This window comes from Bradyrhizobium sp. OAE829 (genome assembly GCF_040546575.1).
Lineage (GTDB): Bacteria > Pseudomonadota > Alphaproteobacteria > Rhizobiales > Xanthobacteraceae > Bradyrhizobium.
In genome coordinates this window covers 785173-807695 of record NZ_JBEPOE010000001.1, presented here as the reverse complement: position 1 = coordinate 807695, position 22523 = coordinate 785173, and the positions used below count along the sequence as shown (strand labels likewise).

Below are 22523 nucleotides of genomic sequence, written 5' to 3'. Positions count from 1 at the left end.
GCTGGAAGAACTTCGCTATGCGCAGCGAAGGGATCGTGACGAGAATCTTGTCCTAATAAAATTGCCCTTTGGACCTACATCCCCAGGCTGTTGCCCTTCGGTCCAATTCTGGTGGTTGCGATCCCACGCTACCCTTGCCCTGCAACGCTTTGGTGGGAGCTTAAACATGTCCAAGGAGCTTTACGACACCACCCGATGTCACCCGGATCGGGGATATCGATCGCCGATCCCTATTCCCTCTGCTCGGCGCCGGGACGGCCTTCCTGATGCTGGCGGGTAAGGCTCTGGCGCAGCAGGTCCCGATCCCACAACCGCCGCGCAAGTTCCCAGCCCGCCGAGCGGCACCGCCATGACCACGGCCTACGTACGTTCGGTAGGACGTGCTGCCTACCTGTGGGGCTGGCCGCTGATCAATAACTTCAATCGGGCCAAAGCGTTTGCCGCAGCGCCCGAACCCGGCCTGCTAGGGGGCGAGCTGCCGATCGCATACGGCCGGAACGCCATGCTGACCAATTATATCAGCCCGGAGCAGACGTTTGTAACCTGCACAAATCAGGATGTGGTCTATGGCGCGGGCTTCATGGACCTGGATAAAGAACCCATCGTCTTTCAGGTCCCGGACTTCAAAGATCGTTTCTGGGTCTATGCGCATTATGATGCGCGGACCGACGAGTTCTCCGAAATCGGCAAGCAGTACGGCACCAAGCCGGGCTTTTATCTGATGGTTGGCCCAAAACTGGAAGGGCGAGAAGCCCAACGGCCTGCGTGGATTTTATCAGGACCCGAAGAATCTTGCGCCCGCCGTCGCGCATCTTGAAAAGACGAAGATCTATCCCCTGAACGGCGAGTCCACCGCTAAGCCGATGAAGTTCCCCGATGCTTCCGGTGTCCCGGCCAACATGCTGCCGATCAGCGACGGCAGCGCGTTCGACCAGCTCAAGCAGCTCGCGGACCGGGAGGGCGACAATCTCGCAGTTCCCGATTGGCTCGGCATGCTGGCGGCGATCGGCATCGTCAAGGGCCAAGCGTTTTCACCCGATGCGCAGACGCGCGAGATTCTCGATCGCGCCGCCAAGATTGGCTACAAGATGAGCCGGGTCATTGGATTTGAAGAAGTCGTAAGCGGCAGATCATTCCGTCAGTATCCTGATCGCCGCTGGCTCAACCCGATCGCTGATGGCACTCCCGCTAATCCGGGTGGGCCGTTCGATCTGCAATGGCGACGCACGGCCGGGAACTACCTCGACCTGAATACGCGCATCCGGTTCTTCACCGATTACTACTCGATAAGCCCAGGCATGATATCTCAAACTCCGGGAAAGGGCGCGAAATACGTTGTCGCCTTCACCGATAGCACCGGCACGCCATTCGCGGGCAGTTCGAACTACAAGATCAACCTGCCGCCGAACATTCCCGCCGCCAACTTCTGGTCAGTGACGCTCTACGAAGCCGAGAACGCCTCAGGTCTCGCCAATGGCCAACCATTTCCGTCGCTCTCGCGCGACAAGCCGGCACAGAATGCGGACGGCAGCACGGCCCTTTACCTCGGTCCCAAAGCCCCCGATGGCAAGGCCGGTAACTGGCTCGAAACCGTGCCGGGCGGGGGGTATTTTGCCATCCTCAGGCTCTACGGCCCGACCGAAGCCGCCATCGACAAGAGTTGGAAGCCGGGCGACATTGAGAAGGTGAAGTGACGTTAGCCTGCGGATGCCGGGCGGTGAAAATAGTGCGGATAAGTTCCCCATTAGAACCCCGGCCTTAAAGCCTGGGGTTCTGCTTTGTGACCGCCTTGCAAATGTCGCGCGGTTTCATGGCTGCTGTTGGCGGCACTTTTCGGACATGTCGCGCGGGCTGTTAATGTCCGCTCGCGGGGGCAGAGCAGACCTCGCCCATGCGGGTGCTGACTTCAGAAAATGACCCCATAGCTGACATGCTTTGATTTGGATCAACTGCGTGGCGTGCTGCTCGTGCGGTTTCGCATTGGAAATCCATCCAGCGGGCCCCGGCCGGAATGCGCAGGTCGGGCCTTTCATTTTGCCGACCGAGCCATGGAAAATCTAACGCACTACCCGCTGCTCTTGTTCGCTGTTTCCTTCGTGGCGCTGTCAGTCGTCGCGGTCGCAGCATCATGGCTCCGTAAGCGTTATCCGACCGCCGACGACGAGCAGAACGAACATCTTGGTATCATCCTTGCGGCTACCCTGACGTTGCTCAGCCTGATCATCGGCTTCAGCTTTTCGATGGCTGCCAATCGTTATGATCAGCGCAAGAATTTCGAAGAGGCGGAAGCAAACGCCATTGGAACCGAAATACTGCGCGCCGATTTTCTTCCCGCCGCCGATGCCGCAGACGTCCGCAAGCTCCTTGAAGAGTACACGCGCCTGCGCATCCAGTTTTACCTCAACAAGGACGACGATCAACGCAAGCAACTGGCCGAACGGACGACCCAGTTGCAAGCCGCTCTCTGGTCTGCCGTCCGCAGATCGTCGGCTGCCCAGCCGACGCCCGTCGAGGCGCTGGCAATCGCCGGGATGAACGATGTAATTAATTCGCAAGGCTTTGCGCAGGCAGCGTTTTGGAATCGGATTCCCACTGCCGCGTGGTTTTTCATGGCGATCATCGCGCTATGTTCCAACGCGTTGATGGGCCACCGAAGCAGCAGAGCAGAGCCAAGGCTGCTGTTCGTGCTGCCGCTGATTGTTTCGGTTGCCTTCCTTCTGATCGCCGATATCGATGCACCTCGTCATGGTCTGATTGAGGTTAGGCCGCAAAATCTGGAAAGTCTGGAGAACTCGCTCGGCGCACGCTAGAGCCATCCGACGAGCATCCAGCGCTCTAACCTCGAACCTGCACATCTGCAGGATACTCCCGTCTCTGGCACTTTCGAGACATGCCGACGACCTCCGATTGCGTCTGCTTCTGGGTTAGACCGGAAGTGGGGGGCACGCGGTGCCGGGCCGTTCGAAAAGCCAACGATTCATGGCCTGATAAAAATTCATAAGACCGGGGACAGTCATGTGCGTCTTAACGTACTTGAGGCCAGCCCGTTGTAAGGTCCGGTTTTGGACCGATATTGAATGCGTTCGGTTCACAGAACGGATGACTGATCTCCAGCGCGGGAAAATAGATATCCACGCTTAAGCGGACGCATTGTGTACCGTTTCCCCTGCTGTCGCTGCGTTGGCTCGGTGACATGCAAATTCATATTTGCCTGCTTGCCGAATATTATCTTGTCGCAACTTGAGAATCCAACCGGACGCCCATCCATCAACCAAATGACGAAGAAAGCTTTCCGCCCGCCGAGCGGAAGGTCGTACTGGGATCTGAATAAGGATGCCCAGACCTCCTTTGGGGGAGGCGTATCGGGTCAACTCCAAGCATCTCCAATGCTCGGGCGTCGATGAATGGAAATAATCGATAGCAAGTGGCGTTTCCTCAAGTCGCATGTCGCGAACATGTAGATCCATCGGTATCCTCCGGTCACCAGTCAGATCGATGATAACTGGACGTTCCCGTTGCGCGCTAATTGAAGTGACGACGTACTAGCCTCCGATCGAAGGCTCGCCTGGAACGAAACTGCTCTGACTTTGAGTCAGAATCCACAGGTGGCCCGGTTGGCTCCCGCCTGATTACGGAGCCGGGCCATGTGTGAGACATGCGACGAAATCAATGTCAAGATTGCGCACCTCCGGGACGTAAGTCGCCGGATGCTGGATCAGCAGACGCTAGACGGTATTGCGCAATTGATTCTTGAACACGAAGCGCAGAAAGCCGCTCTGCACTCCGAGTAAGGCCGCCTGTTGTTTATCGAATGGGCAGGTCACTAATTTCGTAAAGAACTGAGAACTTAGGCCTACCAGTAGCACCGGTCATCTTCTTGGCGGTTGATGACCTAGCCAGAAAGGCCCGCTCTCTTCTCAGGGAAACGGGCCTCTCTTTTTGCCACCCCGGTTGGCGGGGCGGGATACGGATTGGCCGCAGTTCTCCGGTATTGGTTCACTTTGAACATTATTTCGGAACGAATGAGTTCCGCGCTACTTGCTACGCAGCCGTAGTCCTACGGAGAGAATCTTCATCGTTCCGACTCGTTTGGCGCGCATCGTCGCAAGGTGATCGAATCAATTTCGAAAATTCGCGAGTGCGAGAATTGTCGCGCTGAGATGATGCCGCTCGGCAAGCTGCCAGCTATTGGGACCAAGCCGTTAATCAAGGTGTTCGGTTGCTACGAGTGCAACCGCATTGAATTGGAGACACACTAGGGCCGCCGTTGCCACTTTCATTCGTTGTTTTGCTTGTCACCATCATTAATCGGGGACATTGCTAATGAGAGTATTTTGGATTGTTGCCGTTGCGGCTGGAGTCGTCTTTTTGATCGACTACGAATTTTATAATGGTCACTACTGGCATTTGGTATCAGTGATGCTGCGCCAAATTGGCCGTTCGTTTGGTTGGCGTTGATGAATGGCTTAGTCCGCAATGGTCGACATCGAGCGCGAGGTTGTCCAACTGATCATGACGCTAGATCTAGGCCGGGTTTGTATTCGGCCCCGCTGGCGCCTTCTTTGAACAGAAATGGCCCGTTGATTGAAGCGCAGGTGACCGCGTCATTGGTTTAGGCCAACAGATCGGCACCCGCCTCAGTGAACCTTCTCGATATGTATGTGAGCTGACGCACAGTGCTCAGTCGCGATAGGTCAGACAACGCGGTCTCCCGTGGATGGAGGGTTCAGCCATGACCGAATCTGCCAAGCGACGCATAACAGTTGATGTGATAATCCTAGCGGTGGGAGCGGCAATCTTGATCGTTTTCGCGTTTGTGGGCGTGCTATAACTGAAGGGGCGGCTTTTCGCGTTCTCAGGCGAACAGGTCGGCGCCGGCCGGGGTGGCGCGCTCCTGGTACAGCATCGGCGCGTTTATCTTCTCGATGTAAATCTTTCCGTCTACCGGCTCGGTCGCGTTGGCGATATCCAGCAGTTTGCGCGCGGCCCTTTCAGGATCGGAATAGGGGCGGTCAGTGCTGAATTTCATGCGGGCTGCGAATCCATATGCGCATCATGAACGTGACGGTCGGTTACCGCCATATCGATCGTGGCGCCACAGAAACAGCGCGCCTGTCCACTGGTTGATTGCGTTGGGAGCGGTAGGCCGGCTTCGTACATAGCGTATTTCCGTGCTGTCCAGGCTCGCTGGCGGCGATGCTCGGCAAAGTCGCTTTCGGTGCACCGCGGGAGATAGTCTTTCCATGCGGCTTCGAAGCCGGCCCGAGCTTCCTCGAAGCTTGGCGCGTCGCCGCTGCGAGAACAACCGCGATGTGACGCCGGGTAGAAGCCGACGTCTCATCTCCATTGCTTGGCTTTGACGGGTAGTCTCGACTGGATCGGATCGCGATCGTGCCGACCTGCACGTCACCTTAGTAGACGTGCCAGCAGTCGTAGCGTTCGGGGTGCGGGCGGCGGGTGAGGGCGGGCATGCCACATTGAAGCGTGGCCGGTCATCTACGGCAAATATCAAGCCCTTGGGGCTACTGCGCGTCGTGGGTGTGAAAAGAGGCCGCCAACTGAGGTGGCCTTACTTCGTCCGAAGGTCCAGCGGGATCACGAAGCGTTCGCCGCTCCATAATTCATTGTCGTGCCCGTCTGCAGACTGCTTTGCCCAGACGATAGCGTCTTCGTCATTTCGCATACGAAGGCTCGTGAGGCCGTGATATGCCCGCCAGCGCGGTCAGAAACGCCTGTTCCTGCGCCGGTGCCGGATGGATGAAGGTCGGGGGCACGCTGCGGGCGGTTTCAGCGTTCAATCCAGACTAGCTCTTTCTGCCGCTCGTCTTTTCCTGCTGATACGACGAGCCTGACCCTTCGGCTTGTCAGACTTCGGTTTCTTTGTTTGCTTGGACGGCTTGTCTTTACCCTTGGCCATTAGTTCGCTCCTTGTTCGACCGTGAATTTGTGATCACCGCTTTGACTTCTTCCCTGCCTTCTTGCTCTTTTTTTTAGAACGTCTCTTCGTTGATTTTTTGGTAGTTTTCTTAGCCTTCTTATTCGAAGCTGTTGCGCGCTTAACAGCGGAGGTTTTAGCTTTTTTCTTCGCCTTAGTCTTTGCTATCTCGCGCCCCGTCATGGGTACGTTAGATTCGGTAGATGCTTCTACGAACTCTTTGAATTTATCTATAAGAGACTTCTTGGCCACGATTATTCTCTCCCTTGCTGAGCCGGACTTAGAATTACGATGACTGGGCGGCAGCCAGCAGTTGTGAAGGGCCAGCGACAAGCAACGACCTATGACCCTTTGGCATTTTTGCGGTCCTGCCGCTTCATTTTAAGGCCAATTATCACGCCCACCACACTGAACAGGCCGACGAGTGTGACTGTCCCCCATCCAATCCAGACCCAAGGGACAGGATAGGACCACACCGACCCAACCAATTCCTGGAATATAGACAAAATGTCGGCCATCAACACATCGTATCCGCCTTGCGGGTCACGTTACTGAGGCTCGCTGGGCTTGTCGCGCTCATGGCTTTCCGCCTCAGCAGCCGCGCACGCGTCCATGCCGCGGCATGTGCTGTAATAATACCGGGCGCCCGCAAGGACCGAGCACGCCATTACGGCTGCTATTAGCAGGAAGATCCAAGGTCGATTGAACGGTTTCATGCGCTTCTCCTGAGGACAGGGCATCCAGCGCTTCGGTCCCGCGACCGTGGCGGGCGCCAGGAACCGTGGTTCCGAGTCATTTTGGCAGATTACGGGAGAATGCGGTCGAAGGCGTTCTAAGTAGATTTTGGCATAGAAGCGCTCTCGCGTCGTTAAGCGAACACATCCGCGCCGATGCATCGACGAACCCACTCTTTGTTCATCTATGGGGTACAGCCACATACATGGCCCTAGGAGCGGACTTGTAGGCGATTTGGGGTACGTTCCACGGTGATAGCAGAAAGAGAACAGCTACCAACGCAGTTGCGCCCATAATCGCCAGCACAGTTGTACCCAGTCCCACATCCGGACTAGCATTACGCTCTTTCTGCATTACTTCTCCGAATGCCCTAATGATCAATAAGTAACAACGGGGAAACGTTCCTGCGGAGCAGAGCCCCATATGCCCTCGCCACCAAAGTTTGACGATTAGAGCGTCGTGCACTACCGCGAAATCTGACTGGCCAGCGCGTGTAGGGATACGCACAGTCATGAGCTTGAACTTCAAGCCTCGGCGCTCTGCCAGGGCTTTTACGAGCCGGGCGGAAGCGTTCTCCACGTCACGACGATGTAAACCGCGACGAACACTATGATGCCTCCGAAGATGGCGAATACTAAGGTTTCCATAGAAGGCCCCAGGGCTAGTTTTTCGTTAACTCGACGCTCGTCCGCCGGTTCACGCCGGCGGGTTGTCCTATGACGTTTGCCGCTGGTGCAGCCCCGTTGGTGATGGGTTTGATTTCAGCTTTTTTCGTCGTCTTTGACAGATTGAAACGAGAAGCCCATCGCTGCTCAAAGCGCCTTTGCACGTGAACGGGAATAGCGCTCATAGCCAAACTCCGTGCCCCCCGATCATGCTGGTTAGACTCAAACTCAGACGATCGTCTAAAGGTCCACGACAAAGCCCACCACCATAAGAAAGAGGCCGCCAACTGAGGGCGGCGGCCTTTGTTCTCTGATCTGAGAAAATGACCATGTGGGATCGGCGAAAGCGGACCATACTCAGGCTTTTGGAAGTGGAACACAGTCGCGAACAAAGGTGGAAACCCAATCCGGGTCGTCAGGCTTTGTTGCGGAACACAAACCCCGGTAGCGGCCGTGGCGGAGCGGTTCGTTCGCCGCGGTCCCAGCACGCATACTTCTCGGCAGTCCAGGCGGCTTCATGGCGTCAGTTCTCGCTGAAGCCGCAATCCCAGGTCCAATAAGTGAAACCCCTTGGCCCCTCCGCTTTGGCGATCGTCCCGACACGCACATCGTCATACCAAATGTGCCATGCCTCGCTCGAAGCTTCAGGAAAGCGGCGTCGCGTCAGTCTGCCGTGTATCGTCGCCGTCGGTGACCAGCATGTTGAAGGCGTAAAACTGCACCTCGTCATTGTGCTTGCGGCCGTGCAGGCCATCGAATTCTGAGATCCCATCGACGCCAAGCAACACGGCTTCACCATCTAGGACAAAGGAAGTTGACCGGATGCGGAGCGCCGCCTCAGTGATCAGCGGGTAACGGTCGCTCCAATCATAGCCGTTGCGGATGAACAGCCGGACGCGCTTGCCATCGCGGTGCACGATCAGCCGGTAGCCATCGTGCTTCACCTCATGAAGCCAATTCTTGGAGGTCGGGACCTTGGTGGCGCGGGTCGGGATGCAGGGTTCGAAAGCACTGGTACGCATGCGGTTTAGTTAGGCGAGGGCGCAGCGAATCGAAACGGGCCCGCCGGGTTCATACCGGCGCCTTTTTCTTAGTCGTTAGGAACCATCAGGCGCCGTCTGAGTCGTTTCTGCGCTCCCGGTATGCCCCTAACACCTCCAACCGGGAGAAAACCCCCCACTGGGTTGGCGGCCCCGCGTTGGCGTGCACCTACGCGGGTGCCGTTTGCGCGATCGGCCATCGATCTGACACGCGGCCCAGCACCAGAGTTCTGTACACTTGTGCACCTACCGCAATTCGGTTTCGGTGCATGCTGGGCATTGTTGAAATCTGGATGCAACGGCCACGTTAGCCACCTTTGAGAACCAACTATGCTTGAACTGCTCACGAAACGCGATTGGGCGCTGGTGGCCGTAGTTGTAGCGGTAGCGGTCCTAGCTATTTACTGGTTGGCCTTTATCGCCTCAGGCGACCGTACCTCTTAAGCTCCGGTTGGCTTCCGATGGAGCAAGGCCTGTTCAACCTGATCGGCAAGGGTTGTGAGATGCAAGGCCAGCCGGTCAAACAGATCCCGCTTTGCCGGGTCCGTGGCGAGGTCGCTAATCAGTCTGCATTCGGCCGCGTCGGTCCTGAGCTTTTCTAACTGCTTTGATAGTCCTTCACGGCGGGCACTCCAGCTAGCCATGAACACACCCTAACACCGCTAAGTTCAGACCGCCCTCAAAAAGCGACGGCCCTGGTGCACGAAATCCAGGGCCGTCTTGGAGGTTGTCTATCGTGCTCGGGGTTGGCACGATACTTCGCTAATTCCCGATCGGTGCGACTGTTCCAAACGACCAGTCCTTCTAAGTGAGGAACCGAACAATTGCCTGCCAACTTCGTCATACCATTGATGGAGGTTAGCCGTGGACCAGAACGAGGATGCCCGCGAACTGGAACGCAAGATCGAGCAGGCGACCCGCGGAGCGTCTCGCGTCACGGACCAAACGACCTATCAGCGCCTTACCGCTTGGGTCGATGAACTAAGACAGAAACTGCAAAAACACCTTGCTGCTAGGCGATCTAAGGAAGAGATTAGAGCGCGCGCTCACGAACTATGGGAGCAGCACGGCCGCCCGGTCGGCCGGGACGAGGAGGTCTGGCTCCAGGCAGAAGCAGAGTGCGGGAAATCTCGAGACGAGTAGAATCTGGGTGGCGCCCTGACCGGAGGGATTTGCGCACAAGAGGAGGTCCGCGATGTCAGTTCCCAAAAAGCCTCTGAAGCCTGGCGATTTTCCAGTGAATGCCGACGGTAAAAAGATCAAGAAGCAAGACGGCGTTCCGATTGCGAACACTGATGATCCGGCTGTAGCTGATGACATCGCCGAACGTCTTAACGATGACGAAGCCCGGCGCGAAGAAGATAAGTGGTCGGCTTGATAATCTCGGTTCCTACGTTCACAAGTGTCCTGACGCCTAGCACGCTCAAGGTCCATATCTGGCGCGCGTTAAGGTCTACACGGCTCCAGTCGCTTCCCCGCGCTGGAGCCGTTTTTTTAACAGGCACATCAGCCGGACCGCGTCGCGACGGTCATTCAAAATCACTCCGCCCATGCAGATCCGATGAACCGCGGGTCAGGAGAATGAAAACTGAAACGACGTGTACCGTCCGTGTACCATTGACTGATCGGTACTAGCCGGGAAAGCCCGATATCAAAGGGTTTTCTTCAATACTCGACGGTACACGACTTTGGTGAGAACAAGTCAGCTATCCGATTGAAAATATTGGCGATCCCAGCAGGATTCGAACCTGCAACCCACGGAGTAGAAATTCGTTACTCGAACTAGTAATGAGCGGGAGGACGAGAAGCGCATTGAGCTAAGAGCCGAAAATAAATTTCATTTTAGCTACCACCGCCGATGATGGGCTGAGCTGGCGGTCAGGGTTGCAAAATCGGTTGTCGCAAGTTCGAGCTCTCCCTCCCATCAAATCAATGATTTCAGATCAAGGAAGTTGTTTCCCGACCAGGCCCATGCGACTGGGCGGCGCATTAGGCGCCCCATCTTCGTCTTGGACGGGTGGAACGACAGGCAGCGGATGGGTTTCCAGCCAAAGCTGGCGCGCCAAACCGACTGGTTCTAGGCCGGCTGTCACCCACCAATCTTTTTCCTTGCTGGCGCGGTGCAGCTCGCGATGATGCGCCCGGCACAGCGGTACTGTAAATTCGTCGCTGACCTTTTGGCCGAGCCCGCGGGGCTGTGCAAAACGCAAATGGTGCGGATCACATGGCTCGCGGCCGCAGACAAGGCAGGGGTGGCTAGCAACAAAGCGCAGGTGCTGCCGGTCTCGTTGCCGTTTGGTCTCCGGCAGCGTTAGCGCGCTTTTGTCAATGCGCGATCGGACCTCTGGGGTGGCCGTCGGTTGTCGCAGTTCGCCTGACGCGATACCGGCATGCGACGTCATTTGGTCGAGCCGGACCTGAAACGCAGTCCTAACCTTATCGCCATCTGCAGGCGTCAGGGAGTTTGCTTTTGGCCAGGTTTTCAGGGTCCAGGCGTCCAGATCGTCCTTGAGCCCCAACCCGTCGAGCTCGGCAAGCAGCTGGTCCCGCAGTGTCGCCGATGCTTCTGCCGGTAGGACGCTGACGTGAGCACCGTTGGCACGCTTGCGGGCGTTCTGGAACGTTTTCGCTGGCAGGGTCTGGCCGTTCGTACTGGATTGCGGCCGCCTGTGTGTGGGGGCTGGCTCCGCCGGTTGGGGACCAGGATCGGGTGCATCGAGATCGTCATCGCCGGCGATCCCGACCAGGGTAAAGAGGCCGTAGCGCCGGGCATAGGTGAGGGCGGAGCCCATCCGATGCGGGGCCGCGGTCTCGGTGACGGGACAGACCGGCCAGTCCGAGGACACCCATTCGCCGGAAGCATGGAGAAGGGTGGTGGTGAGCTTGATCAGACCGGTCTCAGGCTCGATCGCGGTTGCCTGGAGGGTCGCAATCTCGTGCTTGCTGAGGCATTTTCGGACGATATCCAGTCCACTTGCCAGCGAGGCATAGCGAAAGGTTCGGCTCTCCTCTCGCGGGAATGGCGAAGGGATGGTCGCCGTCAGCGACTTTTCCGGGTTCTGGATCTCCGCCTGCGCTCTGGCAAGGGCGGCGCCTATATTGCTGATCGACTGGCTTGCACGTTGCATAGGTAACTCCATTGAGGAAAGGCTATGACGCTAGCGAGCGGTTAGAACTTCGACCTGAACCGCTAACACGAGAGCGGCGACGACCAGCTCGGTTTCCAGATGGGCGGTGAAGCCGGCCAGAAACGCATCCTGCGGGCAGGCGGACCTGAATGCGCGCAGCTCGCACCAGAAAGCGGCCAGCAGCTCAAAGGCTGCGACATACTCCTCCGGAGGATCGCAAGAGGGGTCGAGATGGGCAAAGTCGAAGAGCGACTGCATGGGCGCATCCATGTCCAATCTACTACGAGGGCTTCGCTCCGACTTTCAAAATGTCGCCGAGTGGAAAGCTCGGCGGCGGCTATTCGGCTGCCTGAAGTTCAAAACTGATGGCGCCCGACTTGGAGCGCTTGGCGCGCACGCCGTGCCCTTTGGCCTCTTTCGCGTCCTCTGGAACCAGCTTCTTGAGCTCGCCTTTGGCGGCTTCGTGATCGAGGAACGCGGCCCGGGTTCGGCAAAACACCCCTGCAAATTCCGCCCAGGAGTTGGACGCAGTCATGTCGACGGTCCTCACCGCTTCGATCCGCGGCTTGGGCGGCTCGACGCCAAACAGGTGAGGGGTCTCGCCGGTCTGGACGCAGCGCCAGAATTTTTTCTCCGCCGTGAGCAGCAGGTGCTGGTAGAGCGGATCAGCCGTAATCGTCATCTCCACCCACTTTCCGCCGCCAGTGATGATCGATAGCACCGCCGTTCGGGAAGCGGTGACCCACATATTGTGCTGCAGCTGCGCCATGTGCTTTTCCGCTGCCCCTTCCTCCGAGAACGACCACGGCAGCATAAACTTGGCCTCGAACACCGCGCCGGTCGCCTCGACCCTGCCGTCGAGGGTGGCGGCCATCCACCTCTTGCTCGGGTGAAACACTTGCCGCTGCACTTCAGTGATCACCTGGCCGCTATTGCGTTCGTACCAGTGCCGGTTGAGGTGCTCCGTCACGGAGCCGAGCTGGACAACTAGATTATTCGAAAGGTCCTCGGGCTCCAGCTCGCCCCGCTTTTCCCGCCACAGCCGAAGCAGGCCCGTCTCGTCGTCGCCCATGATAATCCGGGCATCGCTGCCGCCGATGAAGCTGCGGCGGTCGTGAGGAATTACGCTAGGGTTGGGCATTGGAGCGCTCCATCATATAAAAATTATATAAACATATATAATATATGCTTAGACGTGTCCATAGATTTTTTATGGTTTTGTAAATTGGAGACGAATCCGGCATTGGGGAGGCATGATCAATCCTGCACAGTGCAGAGCAGCTCGTGGGCTCCTAGCATGGAGCCAGCACGATCTTGCTCGTTCAGCCGGCATCGGCATCGTGACAGTCCATCAGTTGGAGGCCGGTACGAGCGAGCCGCGGCGGGCGACTCTCGACGTAATCAGGCGGGCGTTCGAGGCCGCCGGAGTGGAGTTCATTGACGAGAACGGGGGCGGTCCCGGCGTGCGCTTACGAAAAGCACATCGTGCTAAACCATGACCGCTGGTGTGCTGAGCGGAGAAGGTTTTGAAGAAGGCCTCTGACAGCCGTCCCTGCGTAACCTAGACGTTCTCCCGAACTCACTCGTCAACATCGATTGCAAAAGTTCGTTGCGATTCTTATCGTCGAAGCCGAAGCCGGCAGCGGTTGGTCTACGCTGCTCGACAGCGTACCGACTCGCGGCGCCCGCCAGGTGGGCGCACAAATGCAAAACAACGTGCTGCGCGTGTCGACCGGATCTTGTCCTTTTTTCCAGCACGGCGATCGCGCTGGACATGTCCGAGTACGACGTTGAATTCTGCGAATCAGATTATCAAAGCGACGTGCTAGGAGCCAGGGCTGGCCTGTTAGGGAGCACCTAGCGCGGAACGCAAAAAAAATTTGCAGAGGGCTAGTGTATTGGTGAGGTTGAACCCCGCAATCTCCGCGACCGCAAATACTACGACGCCGTGTCGTAGCTCGCTCGCCTGATTTGCAGAACAAACCCAATTTCTCTCTGCAGAATCAATCTCACGCGTTTTTTGCACCGCGCTTAATGAGGTCGCACCGAATTCGCGGCTTTGCCGATGAAGTCCGCAAGCCCACGTTAGATCGCCTCCCTGACGGCGGCATGCGTTAGAGGGTCGTTAATTTTTTTTGTGAATTTTGCCACTGTGGAGCTTGGCTAAGCACTCTCCACTTCCCAGCGGCGTACATCGGGAATCTTGTCAGACCATGTTGTCTGTCGAGCTGCAGCTCGTTTTCACTGGGAGAAACAGCATGAAGCATAACTCAAAGTCCAGATCGGCATCACGAAAGCGGCCGCCGGAAAATCCCTTCGATCGCATCTTCAAGACGGGTCTCTTGCGCTCGGAATCGAAACGCAGCTTCGAAGTGTTCCGCAACGATATTTACGTCGAGCTAGATCCTCAAACTCCAATTCAACACTTGGTCGCGCGTCTGATCGTATACGGGTTTTGGCAGGTTGAGCGCCACCAGAACTGGGAGTCCGGAATCTTAAACAATGCCAGCTTGCCGGCATTGCAGAACCTTATTGAGCCGACATCCTTTTGTCACGGTATCGACACCAATGGTCTTGCATCGAAATACTTCAGCGATCCGGAGGCAAATCGGGAAATTCAAAAGCGTTTGGCTCAGCTCGGGATGAAAGAAAGTGATATCGATGCCGAAGCATTCCGAATTCGCGCACCGGACCTGCAGGCAAATGACAGGCTCCGGGCATCCGCGCAAAGTCGCACAATAAAGCTACTGGGAACCTTGAACGAACTCCGTCCTCGCTCCCAAGTCATCCCGCACGGTGAGGCAATGGATCATGTGCAGACCGACGGAATGGACAAGAGCCGAAACTGCGACGGGATCTCGGCCGATGAAAAAGGGCAGGACGCGTGACCAGTGCCCGCCAAATTGAGGCGAACAGGCGCAATGCAGCTCGGAGCACTGGGCCGCGCTCGCGCGCGGGTAAGAAACGGTCGAGCACGAATGCGTTCCGGCATGGCTTGTCTGTTGATCTACCTGCAATTCGCGGGGAAGAATTAGAGCTGGTCGTTGGCCTGCTCGCGGATTATCAAGTTGACGAAAGGGCCCGCAAGGACGCTCAAAACCTCGCTCGGGCCACTGTTGAGCTCGAGCGAGTCACGCAATACAAGTTATCACTCATCGAGCGCGTCGAGTTGGTTGGTCGATTGAATCGTTCCTATTGGCTAAACCAACTGGACTCCATTATTTTCACCACCCGCGAAATGCGGCAAATCGACAGGGCATTGAACGGCGGCAGAATGCCGCGTTTGCGTCGGATCAAGCCGCCCCTGCCTTTGCCGCCCGATGAGCCGGCGCGTTTATCCGAGGCGTTTCGCCGCGCTATTCCAGAGCTTTTGGCGGTCGAACGTTATGAGAGGGCATTCTTTGCCCGGTTTATCGCGGCCCTACGCTCGATGTTTCAGAGGGGGCTTATGACGAACTGCGTCGTACCCGTTATTCCCAAGCCGGGCGCATTCCCTCAACCTTATTAATTCTAGGGCCAGCCGGGGCAAACCTTTACTTACTCACTCGCCAATTTGCAGAAGGTTGGCAACTGGTGTCGCTGTGCGACGGCGCTACTCGACGCTGGAGCCGCGCCGCAAATCGGCTTCGATCTGAAGCCTGGTCCCGCCGCCGAACCGCGCGCGGTAGACCTGCAGATTCTCCATGATCCGCTGCACGTAGTTTCGCGTTTCGGAGAACGGGATCTGTTCGACCCAGTCGACCGCGTCGACCTTGGGGTCGCGCGGATCGCCATAGCGCTCGATCCATTTTTTGACGCTGCCGCGGCCGGCATTGTAGGCCGCGAAGGTCAGGATGTAGGAGCCGCGATAGTCCTCGAGCAGCCCGCCAAGCTCGGCGGCGCCCATCGCGGCGTTATAGACCGGATCGGTCTTCATCCGGTTGAGGTCGAAGCTGACGCCGGCCCGCTTGGCGACATAGCGCCCGGCATCCGGCGTCACCTGCATCAATCCGTAGGCCTGCGCCGGGGAGACCACGGCCTGGTTGAAGGCGCTTTCCTGCCGGCAGATGGCGTAGACGATGCTCTGCTCGACTTCCGGTCCGATCGACTTGAACGGCGGGATGCCGTTGACGGGATAGGCGTAGTGGTCGAACGGCAGGCCGCGATTGAGGGCGGCCTTGCCGAGCAACAGCATGCCGCGGGCGTCGGTGTAGCGCGCGGTGAGCTCGCCCAGCCCGGCCAGCGCGTCGGGATCGCCGTTCTCGCCCATGTCGCCGAAAATCGGGATGGCGAGCTCGCGCTCCTGAAGCTCGTAAAGCAATTGCACCGCGCGCACGATCTCGAGCCGCTCGGCGCCGCGCCCGCGGGGGACGCCGTTCAGTTCGATCTGCGGCAATCCAAGTTTGGCGCGCGCCAGCTGGCCGTAATAGCTGGTCGACTGTTCGGCGGCCCTTGTGTAGGCGGCGCGAGCCTCCTGGGCGCGGCCGGCAGCCTCCGCCGCGCGGCCTTGCCAATAGCCGGCGCGGGCGAGCGCGGTCGGGTTCACGCTGCCGACGCCGATCCGCGCGAAATGCTGGGCGGCTACTGACGGGTCTTTGAGGAAGCGCAGCGCAATCCAGCCGGCGGTGAATTCCTGCTCGGTCTTGTAGATGTCGCGCGAGGGCAGGGCGGCATCCCGCGCGATCAGATAGGCGTTGCGATGTTCGCCGACGTCCATCATCTTGCGCGCCAGTAGCCGCCGCTCGATCCACCATTCGTTGAGATTGTGCAGGCGGCCCGGATCCTTCGGCGCGCCCAGCATCAGCTGGGCGGCCTCGGCAAATTTCTCCTCGCGGCGAAGCAGCTGGATCCTGGCAAAGGTGTAGCCGGGGTCGCCGTGCAGTTCGCGCGGCACCGCGTCCAGCAAGGCCCGGAGGTTCGAGCCCTTCTTGTTGGCAGCGATGCGCGCCTTGGCCAAGGCCATGTGGCCCGCACCCAGCCGCTTCGCGGCGCGCAGGCCGCCGGCTTCCTGCTCGGTGCCATAGAGCAGAAAATCCATCCGCGCCTTGTGATCGCCGGCCGTCAGCAGGGCGCCGAACAGATCGAGCGCGGTGTTTTCGGTGTCCTCCGTCATGCCGTCGTGCCGCCAGGCATCGCGCACCAGGCGTTCGGCATTGGCGCGATCGCCGCGCCCGATCATCACCCGCGCCAGCGCGAACTTGCCCTTGGCAGAGATCGGCGATTCGTTTTCGAACCACGACCAGACCGTGGCGTCGTCGCGGCGGTCGTCCCACAGCGCGGCCTCGATGCGCCGGCGCAGGAAGGTCTGCGAGGGCCAGCTCGGATTGGCCGAAACGAAAGCGCGATAGCGCTCGACCGAAGCGCCATTGTCGTCGCTGCGCAGGATCACCCATTCCGCGAGCTTGCGGGCGACCGGATCTGAAATCGCGGCCTGTGCCTGCGTCGCATCCCCCGGTTTGCGCTTTCGAACGAGCTCGATGACGTTCTCGAGCGCATCCTTGTCGGACTGCGAGGTCGACGACGTCGCGGCAACCGCGGCGGCGGTCACGGGCTTGCGCGCCGCGGGCAGGGCGGCGTGCTGGCGCGTCGCAGGCGCCAGCACCGGTGCTGGAATTGGCGCGGCGGGAGTTGTCGTTGCGGGCGCAGAATGCTGCGTCGGGATCGCAGCCGTCGAGCTTGCAGGTGTGGAGCTTGCAGGTGTGGAGCTTGGAAGTGTGGTCTTGGGGACCACGTTGCGGGCGATCGGCCGCGGCTTCGGCAATGGAACCTTCGGCTGGGCCCAGGCCTCCACCGACATTGCAAATAGCCCAACCGCCAGCACCAGACCTGTCGCCAGTGCGGTCGATCGCAATGCGGCTGCGCGGGCGGAGCGGGTCACGGATTTCCTCTGCGGCGGCGAATCACTCAATCGCTCAAGCCTTAGGTCTATTTGATTGAATATGTGGACAAAATGCTAAAAACGTCGCGTCCCGGGGTGTTTGCGCCAACACCACGGCAAAATCGCGGCTGCGGCGTTTTCGAGCCTTCCGGATTCGATCCGGGAACGCCCGCGCCGCGCGGCCGGAAAATGCGTCAAAAACAAAGGCCTGTGGTCATATCCTTCGGCCCTTTCGCCAGATCGCCAGACCCGATATGAATTGGCGGGTCATTTTTAGCAGTGCCGTCACGCGCGCGTTGGGAGGAAATCCATGGCAGCCAAGACAAAATTCCAGGGATCCTTCACCGCCTTGGTCACGCCATTCAAGAACGGCTCGCTCGACGAAGCGGCGTTCCGCGGTCTCGTCAGCTGGCAAATCGAGCAGGGTTCGCACGGTCTCGTTCCCGTCGGCACGACCGGCGAAAGCCCGACGCTGAGCCATGCTGAGCATCACCGCGTGGTCGAGATCTGTATCGAGGAGGCAAAGGGGCGCGTGCCTGTCATCGCCGGCGCCGGCTCGAACTCCACGCGCGAGGCCGTCGATCTGGCTGTCCACGCCGAGAAGGCCGGCGCCGACGCCGTGCTGGTGGTCACGCCCTATTACAACAAGCCGACCCAGGAAGGGATGTATCAGCACTTCAAGGCGGTGAACGACGCGATCGGCATCCCGATCATCATCTACAACATTCCGCCGCGCTCCGTCGTCGATATGTCCGTCGAGACCATGACCCGCTTGTTCGAGTTGAAGAACATCGCCGGCGTCAAGGACGCCACCGCCAATCTCGCGCGGGTGTCGCAACAGCGCCATGCCATGGGACCGGATTTTATCCAGCTGTCCGGTGAGGACATGACGGCGCTGGCCTACATGGCGGCGGGCGGACATGGTTGCATTTCGGTGGTCGCCAACGTGGCGCCAAAACTGTGCGCCGAACTGATGACGGCCGTGCTGAAGGGCGATTACGCCACCGGACTGAAGCTTCAGGACCGGTTGACGCCGCTGCACGATGCCGTCTTCAAGGAGCCGGGCCTCGCGGGAGCCAAGCATGGCCTCAAGCTGTTGGGACGGCTGGAAGAAGAAGTGCGCCTGCCGCTGATGAATGTGACGCCGCCAACCGGCAAGGTGATCCGCGACGCCATGGTCCATGCCGGCCTGATCAACTAAGGCCGGCCTCTCACTTCGCCTGATGCACGAAGGAAACCGACTATGCTGAAGGAATTCCGCGAGTTTGCGATGAAGGGCAATGTCGTCGACCTCGCCGTCGGCGTCATCATCGGTGCGGCCTTCGGCGCCATCGTGACCTCGCTGGTCGGCGACGTCATCATGCCGATCATCGGCGCGATCACAGGCGGGCTCGACTTCTCCAATTATTTCACCGGACTGTCGAAGGCGGTGACGGCGACCAACCTGGCCGACGCCAAGAAGCAGGGCGCCGTGCTTGCCTGGGGCAGCTTCCTGACGCTGACGCTGAATTTCATGATCGTCGCCTTCGTGCTGTTCATGGTCATTCGCGCCATGAACACGCTGAAGCGCAAGGATGAGGCCAAGCCCGCCGAGCCGCCGAAGCCGACGCGCCAGGAAGAGCTGCTGACCGAGATCCGCGATCTCCTCAAGAAGAGCTAACGTGGCCGAGAAGAACGAGCGCCCGATCAAGGTTGTCGCCGAGAACCGCAAGGCCCGGTTCAACTATGCGATCGAGGACACCATCGAGACCGGCATCGCGCTGACCGGCACCGAGGTGAAATCAATTCGCAACGGCAAGACCACCATTGCGGAGTCCTATGCGGACACCAAGGACGGTGAGATCTGGCTGATCAACGCCAATATTCCCGAATATCTGCAGGCCAACCGCTTCAACCACGAGCCGAAGCGGCCGCGCAAACTGCTGCTGCACCGCAAGCAGATCAACAAGCTGATGGGCGCGGTCGATCGCGAGGGCATGACGCTGATCCCGCTAAAGCTCTATTTCAACGAGCGCGGCCGCGCCAAGCTGCTGCTGGCGGTGGCCAAGGGCAAGAAGCTGCACGACAAGCGCGAGAGCGAGAAGAAACGCGACTGGGGCCGGGAGAAGGGCCGCCTGCTGCGGGCGCGGGGGTAGCGGCTACCTAATGTCTTCCGGCATTGCGAGCGAAGCGAAGCAATCCATCGTGCTGCGAAGGAAGAATGGATTGCTTCGTCGCAAGTGCTCCCTTGCGCAAACGCTTCGCGTTTGTCGCAGGCAATGACGATCGAGGGAGAATTGCGCAAATGAATCAAAAAAATCTGCTCGAAGTCGACTGGAGCAAGATCCCGGCGCCGTCGGATGATGGCGCAGCTACCCACCTCGTCGGGATGACGATCCCGCCGCTCAGCCTGATGGCGACCGACGACAATTCGGTCACGCTGTCGGCGCTGCCGGGCCGGGTCGTCGTATTCGCCTATCCCCGCACCGGTGAGCCCGGCAAGATCAGCCTGGTCGATGATTGGGACATGATCCCGGGGGCGCGCGGCTGCACGCCGCAGACCTGCTCGTTCCGCGATCTGTTCGCCGATCTGAAGGCCGCCGGCGCCAGGCACGTCTTCGGCCTGTCGACGCAAAGCAACATCTACCAGACCGAAATGGCGTCGCGGCTGCATCTGCCGTTCCCGGTGCTGTCGGATGAGAAGCTGGCGCTGACCCGCGCGTTGAAATTGCCGACCATGGAGGTGGCGGGGCTGACGCTGATCAAGCGGCTGGCGCTGATCATCGACAACGCACGCATCAGCCACGTGTTCTATCCGGTGTTTCCGCCGGACCGGAATGCCGGCGACGTGCTGGCGTGGCTGAAGGAAAACCCGGCTTGATTTTGTAGGGTGGGCAAAGCGCAAGCGTGCCCACCATGGTCGTTTCGATGAAGATGGTGGGCACGGCGCAAGCGCCTTTGCCCACCCTACGAATCCAGATCCGCCCTTACTTTCGCAAACACATTGCGAAACATTTCCGGCGTCAGCACGCGCGTATTGGTGTTGTAGCGGGAGCAGTGATAGCTGTCGTAGAGCTTGATCGGGCCGGCCGTATGCACTGCGCCGTGCGCAAAGGGGGCCGCGGCGTTCCGTAGACCAAGGGCCTTTAGCGTCGATTCATGGGCGATGCGCCCGAGCGCCACGATGGCGCGAAGCTTGGGCATGCCGGCGATGGTCGCGATCAAAAATTGCCGGCAGGTGTTGATCTCGACCGGCAGCGGCTTGTTCTGCGGCGGCACGCAGCGCACCGCATTGCTGATCATGCCATCGACCAGCCGCAATCCGTCGTCGGGCCGCGCCTGATAGCTGCCCTTGGCAAAGCCATATTCCAGCAAGGTGGCATAGAGCAGGTCGCCAGCGTAGTCGCCGGTGAAAGGGCGTCCGGTGCGATTGGCACCCTGCATGCCCGGGGCGAGGCCTACGATCAGCAATCGGGCTCTTGGATCGCCGAACGAAGCCACCGGTGCATTGTGCCAGCCCGGCTCACGGGCACGGGCCTGGTCGCGAAACTCGGCGAGTCGCGGGCAAAGCGGGCAGTTGCGGTCCGGTCCAATAGCGGAAAAGGCGGCGGCGCTAGCCATTCATGACCATGGCGTTTTCAATGTGAGCACCGGTTCGCGTCAGGACGTCGCGACAAAACCAAAAGCCCGGTTCTGATTCCAGAACCGGGCTCTAGCAGTGCAGCGGATTATTCTCAATCTTCGAAATCGTCGTCGCCGGCGGCCCGCGGCGCCATGGTGGTGGCGCGCTGCAGGAATTGCGGAGCGTGATGACGCGGCTCGCGCGGAGCGGGGCGCTCCGAGGGGTCGCGGCCGAGCTTGGATTGCAGCTCGACGAGATCAGTGAAGACGTCGGCCTGGCGGCGCAACTCGTCGGCGATCATCGGCGGCTGGCTCGAAATGGTCGACACCACCGTGACGCGAACGCCGCGCCGCTGCACGGCTTCAACCAAGGAGCGAAAATCGCCGTCGCCGGAGAACAGCACGATCTGATCGACGTGCTCGGCGAGCTCCATGGCATCGACCGCGAGCTCGATGTCCATATTGCCCTTCACCTTGCGGCGGCCGCTGGCGTCTATGAATTCCTTGGTCGCCTTGGTGACGACGGTGTAGCCGTTATAGTCGAGCCAGTCGATCAAAGGACGGATCGATGAATATTCCTGATCTTCGATGATCGCCGTGTAGTAGAACGCCCGCACTAGCGTACCGCGACTCTGGAATTCCTTGAGAAGACGCTTGTAGTCGATGTCGAAGCCGAGTGTCTTTGCGGTTGCATAGAGATTGGCGCCATCGATGAAGAGCGCGATCTTGTTGGAAACGGGTGACATCAAAGGGTTCTCGCGTTGTTGTTAACGTTTTTAGCGCAGCGGGAATCGACCGCGCGCACTTTCCAGGTCAGCTGTCTAAAGTTCGGTGAATCTTTCCCCACCACAATCACCACTGCAATTATGGTGAGGCGAGGGCGAAATACCTAGTCTTTTGACGTTGTAAGGAGAGAATACTTGTCCCGAACGGTGTCCCGCCGTCTTCGGACGCTCCGGCCCTTCTGGCCCCGGGGATGGTTACCAGAGCCCATTAGGAAGGCAAATCACAAATTTAGTCTTGCGAAACCCCATCCGCCCCTATAACTAGCCCCCATAACCGACATATTGGGCCCCATTTAACGGAGCGACAGTCTATGGCGCGCGTCACCGTGGAAGATTGCATTGATAAGGTCGACAACCGGTTCGACCTGGTCCTGCTGGCAGCACATCGCGCCCGTATGATCTCGTCCGGATCACAACTCACAGTTGATCGCGACAACGACAAGAATCCGGTCGTTTCGCTGCGGGAAATCGCCGACTCCTCGATCTCCCCGGAAGATCTGCGCGAGGAACTGGTTCATTCCCTGCAGAAATTCGTCGAAGTCGATGAACCTGAGCCCGATACCGTGCCCTTGATCGGCTCGGCCGGCGCCAGCGTCGATGCCGACGACACCGAGGTCGCGGTCGAGCGCATGACCGAGGAAGAGCTCCTGAAGGGCCTCGAGGGCCTGGCCCCGCCGGAAGAGCAGCCCGAAGAGGACGAATAGACCCGGCAACGGGACGTCCCGAAACACCCTGATCTGCCAAAGGCCCGGACATTCGTCCGGGCCTTTGCTTTTGT

Annotated in this window: 22 protein-coding genes; 13 read left to right on the top strand and 9 right to left on the bottom strand. The window is 59.1% G+C overall.

From position 1 onward, the window contains the following. Positions 1-349 precede the first annotated feature (349 nt). The 3 genes from ABIE49_RS40005 to ABIE49_RS03810 all read left to right on the top strand — a co-directional run bounded on the left by ABIE49_RS40005 (position 350) and on the right by ABIE49_RS03810 (position 2810). Positions 350-817 carry a DUF1254 domain-containing protein gene (locus ABIE49_RS40005; RefSeq protein ID WP_502915861.1) on the top strand — a complete coding sequence of 156 codons (468 nt, stop codon included), beginning with the start codon at positions 350-352 and terminating at the stop codon, positions 815-817. A 46-nt stretch (positions 818-863) separates the two neighbouring features. After that, entirely contained in the window at positions 864-1694 is an 831-nt protein-coding gene (locus ABIE49_RS40000) for a DUF1214 domain-containing protein (RefSeq protein WP_502915860.1), read from the top strand. Between the two features lie 354 nt (positions 1695-2048). After that, positions 2049-2810: a bestrophin-like domain gene (locus ABIE49_RS03810; protein WP_192733639.1), complete on the top strand. Its 762-nt coding sequence runs from the start codon at positions 2049-2051 to the stop codon at positions 2808-2810. A 2045-nt stretch (positions 2811-4855) separates the two neighbouring features. On the opposite strand, the gene ABIE49_RS03805 is transcribed toward ABIE49_RS03810, so the two are convergent. The 3 genes from ABIE49_RS03805 to ABIE49_RS03795 form a co-directional block, all read right to left on the bottom strand. Then, positions 4856-5029 carry a hypothetical protein gene (locus ABIE49_RS03805; protein WP_192733638.1) on the bottom strand — a complete coding sequence of 58 codons (174 nt, stop codon included), beginning with the start codon at positions 5027-5029 and terminating at the stop codon, positions 4856-4858. 921 nt (positions 5030-5950) lie between these two features. Then, positions 5951-6187: a hypothetical protein gene (locus ABIE49_RS03800; RefSeq protein ID WP_192733637.1), complete on the bottom strand. Its 237-nt coding sequence runs from the start codon at positions 6185-6187 to the stop codon at positions 5951-5953. Positions 6188-7979: 1792 nt separating this feature from the next. Beyond that, positions 7980-8357 (bottom strand): ATP-dependent DNA ligase, encoded by a 378-nt coding sequence (locus tag ABIE49_RS03795; RefSeq protein ID WP_192733635.1) that lies wholly within the window; start codon positions 8355-8357, stop codon positions 7980-7982. A gap of 882 nt (positions 8358-9239) precedes the next feature. On the opposite strand from ABIE49_RS03795, the gene ABIE49_RS03785 reads away from it, so the two are divergent. Together ABIE49_RS03785 and ABIE49_RS03780 are read left to right on the top strand one after the other, a co-directional pair. Beyond that, positions 9240-9518 (top strand): DUF2934 domain-containing protein, encoded by a 279-nt coding sequence (locus ABIE49_RS03785; protein ID WP_192733634.1) that lies wholly within the window; start codon positions 9240-9242, stop codon positions 9516-9518. Positions 9519-9570: 52 nt separating this feature from the next. Further along, positions 9571-9753 (top strand): hypothetical protein, encoded by a 183-nt coding sequence (locus ABIE49_RS03780; protein WP_192733633.1) that lies wholly within the window; start codon positions 9571-9573, stop codon positions 9751-9753. A 565-nt stretch (positions 9754-10318) separates the two neighbouring features. Here the strand turns inward: ABIE49_RS03780 and ABIE49_RS03775 are convergent. From ABIE49_RS03775 to ABIE49_RS03765, 3 genes are all read right to left on the bottom strand, one after another. Continuing rightward, positions 10319-11503 carry an ERF family protein gene (locus ABIE49_RS03775; protein ID WP_192733632.1) on the bottom strand — a complete coding sequence of 395 codons (1185 nt, stop codon included), beginning with the start codon at positions 11501-11503 and terminating at the stop codon, positions 10319-10321. 30 nt (positions 11504-11533) lie between these two features. Continuing rightward, positions 11534-11761 (bottom strand): hypothetical protein, encoded by a 228-nt coding sequence (locus ABIE49_RS03770; RefSeq protein WP_192733631.1) that lies wholly within the window; start codon positions 11759-11761, stop codon positions 11534-11536. Between the two features lie 79 nt (positions 11762-11840). Further along, on the bottom strand, positions 11841-12644 hold the full coding sequence (locus ABIE49_RS03765; protein WP_192733630.1) for a YqaJ viral recombinase family protein: 804 nt from the start codon (positions 12642-12644) through the stop codon (positions 11841-11843). A 112-nt stretch (positions 12645-12756) separates the two neighbouring features. Here ABIE49_RS03765 and ABIE49_RS03760 point away from each other — a divergent pair, with 112 nt between their 5' ends. From ABIE49_RS03760 to ABIE49_RS03750, 3 genes are all read left to right on the top strand, one after another. Continuing rightward, a complete protein-coding gene (locus tag ABIE49_RS03760) occupies positions 12757-13002 on the top strand; it encodes a helix-turn-helix domain-containing protein (RefSeq protein WP_192733629.1) in 246 nt (81 codons plus the stop codon). Between the two features lie 759 nt (positions 13003-13761). Next, the gene (locus tag ABIE49_RS03755; protein ID WP_192733628.1) at positions 13762-14391 is read left to right on the top strand and encodes a hypothetical protein; all 630 of its coding nucleotides are present in this window, start codon (positions 13762-13764) and stop codon (positions 14389-14391) included. Then, positions 14388-15011, top strand: a complete 624-nt coding sequence (locus ABIE49_RS03750) for a hypothetical protein (RefSeq protein WP_192733627.1) — start codon at positions 14388-14390, stop codon at positions 15009-15011. The genes ABIE49_RS03755 and ABIE49_RS03750 overlap by 4 nt, the downstream gene beginning before the upstream one ends. Positions 15012-15095: 84 nt before the next feature. On the opposite strand, the gene ABIE49_RS03745 is transcribed toward ABIE49_RS03750, so the two are convergent. Further along, positions 15096-17279, bottom strand: a complete 2184-nt coding sequence (locus ABIE49_RS03745) for a lytic transglycosylase domain-containing protein (RefSeq protein ID WP_502915978.1) — start codon at positions 17277-17279, stop codon at positions 15096-15098. A gap of 391 nt (positions 17280-17670) precedes the next feature. Between ABIE49_RS03745 and dapA the strand changes: the two genes are divergently transcribed. From dapA to ABIE49_RS03725, 4 genes are all read left to right on the top strand, one after another. After that, complete coding sequence (dapA, locus tag ABIE49_RS03740; RefSeq protein WP_192733625.1) at positions 17671-18561, top strand: 4-hydroxy-tetrahydrodipicolinate synthase; 891 nt, start codon at positions 17671-17673, stop codon at positions 18559-18561. A gap of 42 nt (positions 18562-18603) precedes the next feature. Continuing rightward, positions 18604-19020 (top strand): large conductance mechanosensitive channel protein MscL, encoded by a 417-nt coding sequence (gene mscL, locus ABIE49_RS03735; protein WP_192733624.1) that lies wholly within the window; start codon positions 18604-18606, stop codon positions 19018-19020. A 1-nt stretch (position 19021) separates the two neighbouring features. Beyond that, on the top strand, positions 19022-19495 hold the full coding sequence (smpB, locus tag ABIE49_RS03730) for an SsrA-binding protein SmpB (protein WP_192733623.1): 474 nt from the start codon (positions 19022-19024) through the stop codon (positions 19493-19495). 149 nt (positions 19496-19644) lie between these two features. Continuing rightward, the gene (locus ABIE49_RS03725) at positions 19645-20220 is read left to right on the top strand and encodes a peroxiredoxin (RefSeq protein ID WP_192733622.1); all 576 of its coding nucleotides are present in this window, start codon (positions 19645-19647) and stop codon (positions 20218-20220) included. A gap of 86 nt (positions 20221-20306) precedes the next feature. Here ABIE49_RS03725 and ABIE49_RS03720 read toward each other — a convergent pair whose 3' ends face one another. Beyond that, positions 20307-20960, bottom strand: a complete 654-nt coding sequence (locus tag ABIE49_RS03720) for a uracil-DNA glycosylase (protein WP_192733621.1) — start codon at positions 20958-20960, stop codon at positions 20307-20309. Positions 20961-21073: 113 nt separating this feature from the next. Next, the gene (locus ABIE49_RS03715) at positions 21074-21706 is read right to left on the bottom strand and encodes a LabA-like NYN domain-containing protein (RefSeq protein ID WP_192733620.1); all 633 of its coding nucleotides are present in this window, start codon (positions 21704-21706) and stop codon (positions 21074-21076) included. A 350-nt stretch (positions 21707-22056) separates the two neighbouring features. On the opposite strand from ABIE49_RS03715, the gene rpoZ reads away from it, so the two are divergent. Continuing rightward, on the top strand, positions 22057-22449 hold the full coding sequence (gene rpoZ, locus ABIE49_RS03710) for a DNA-directed RNA polymerase subunit omega (protein WP_074276225.1): 393 nt from the start codon (positions 22057-22059) through the stop codon (positions 22447-22449). Positions 22450-22523 lie beyond the last annotated feature (74 nt).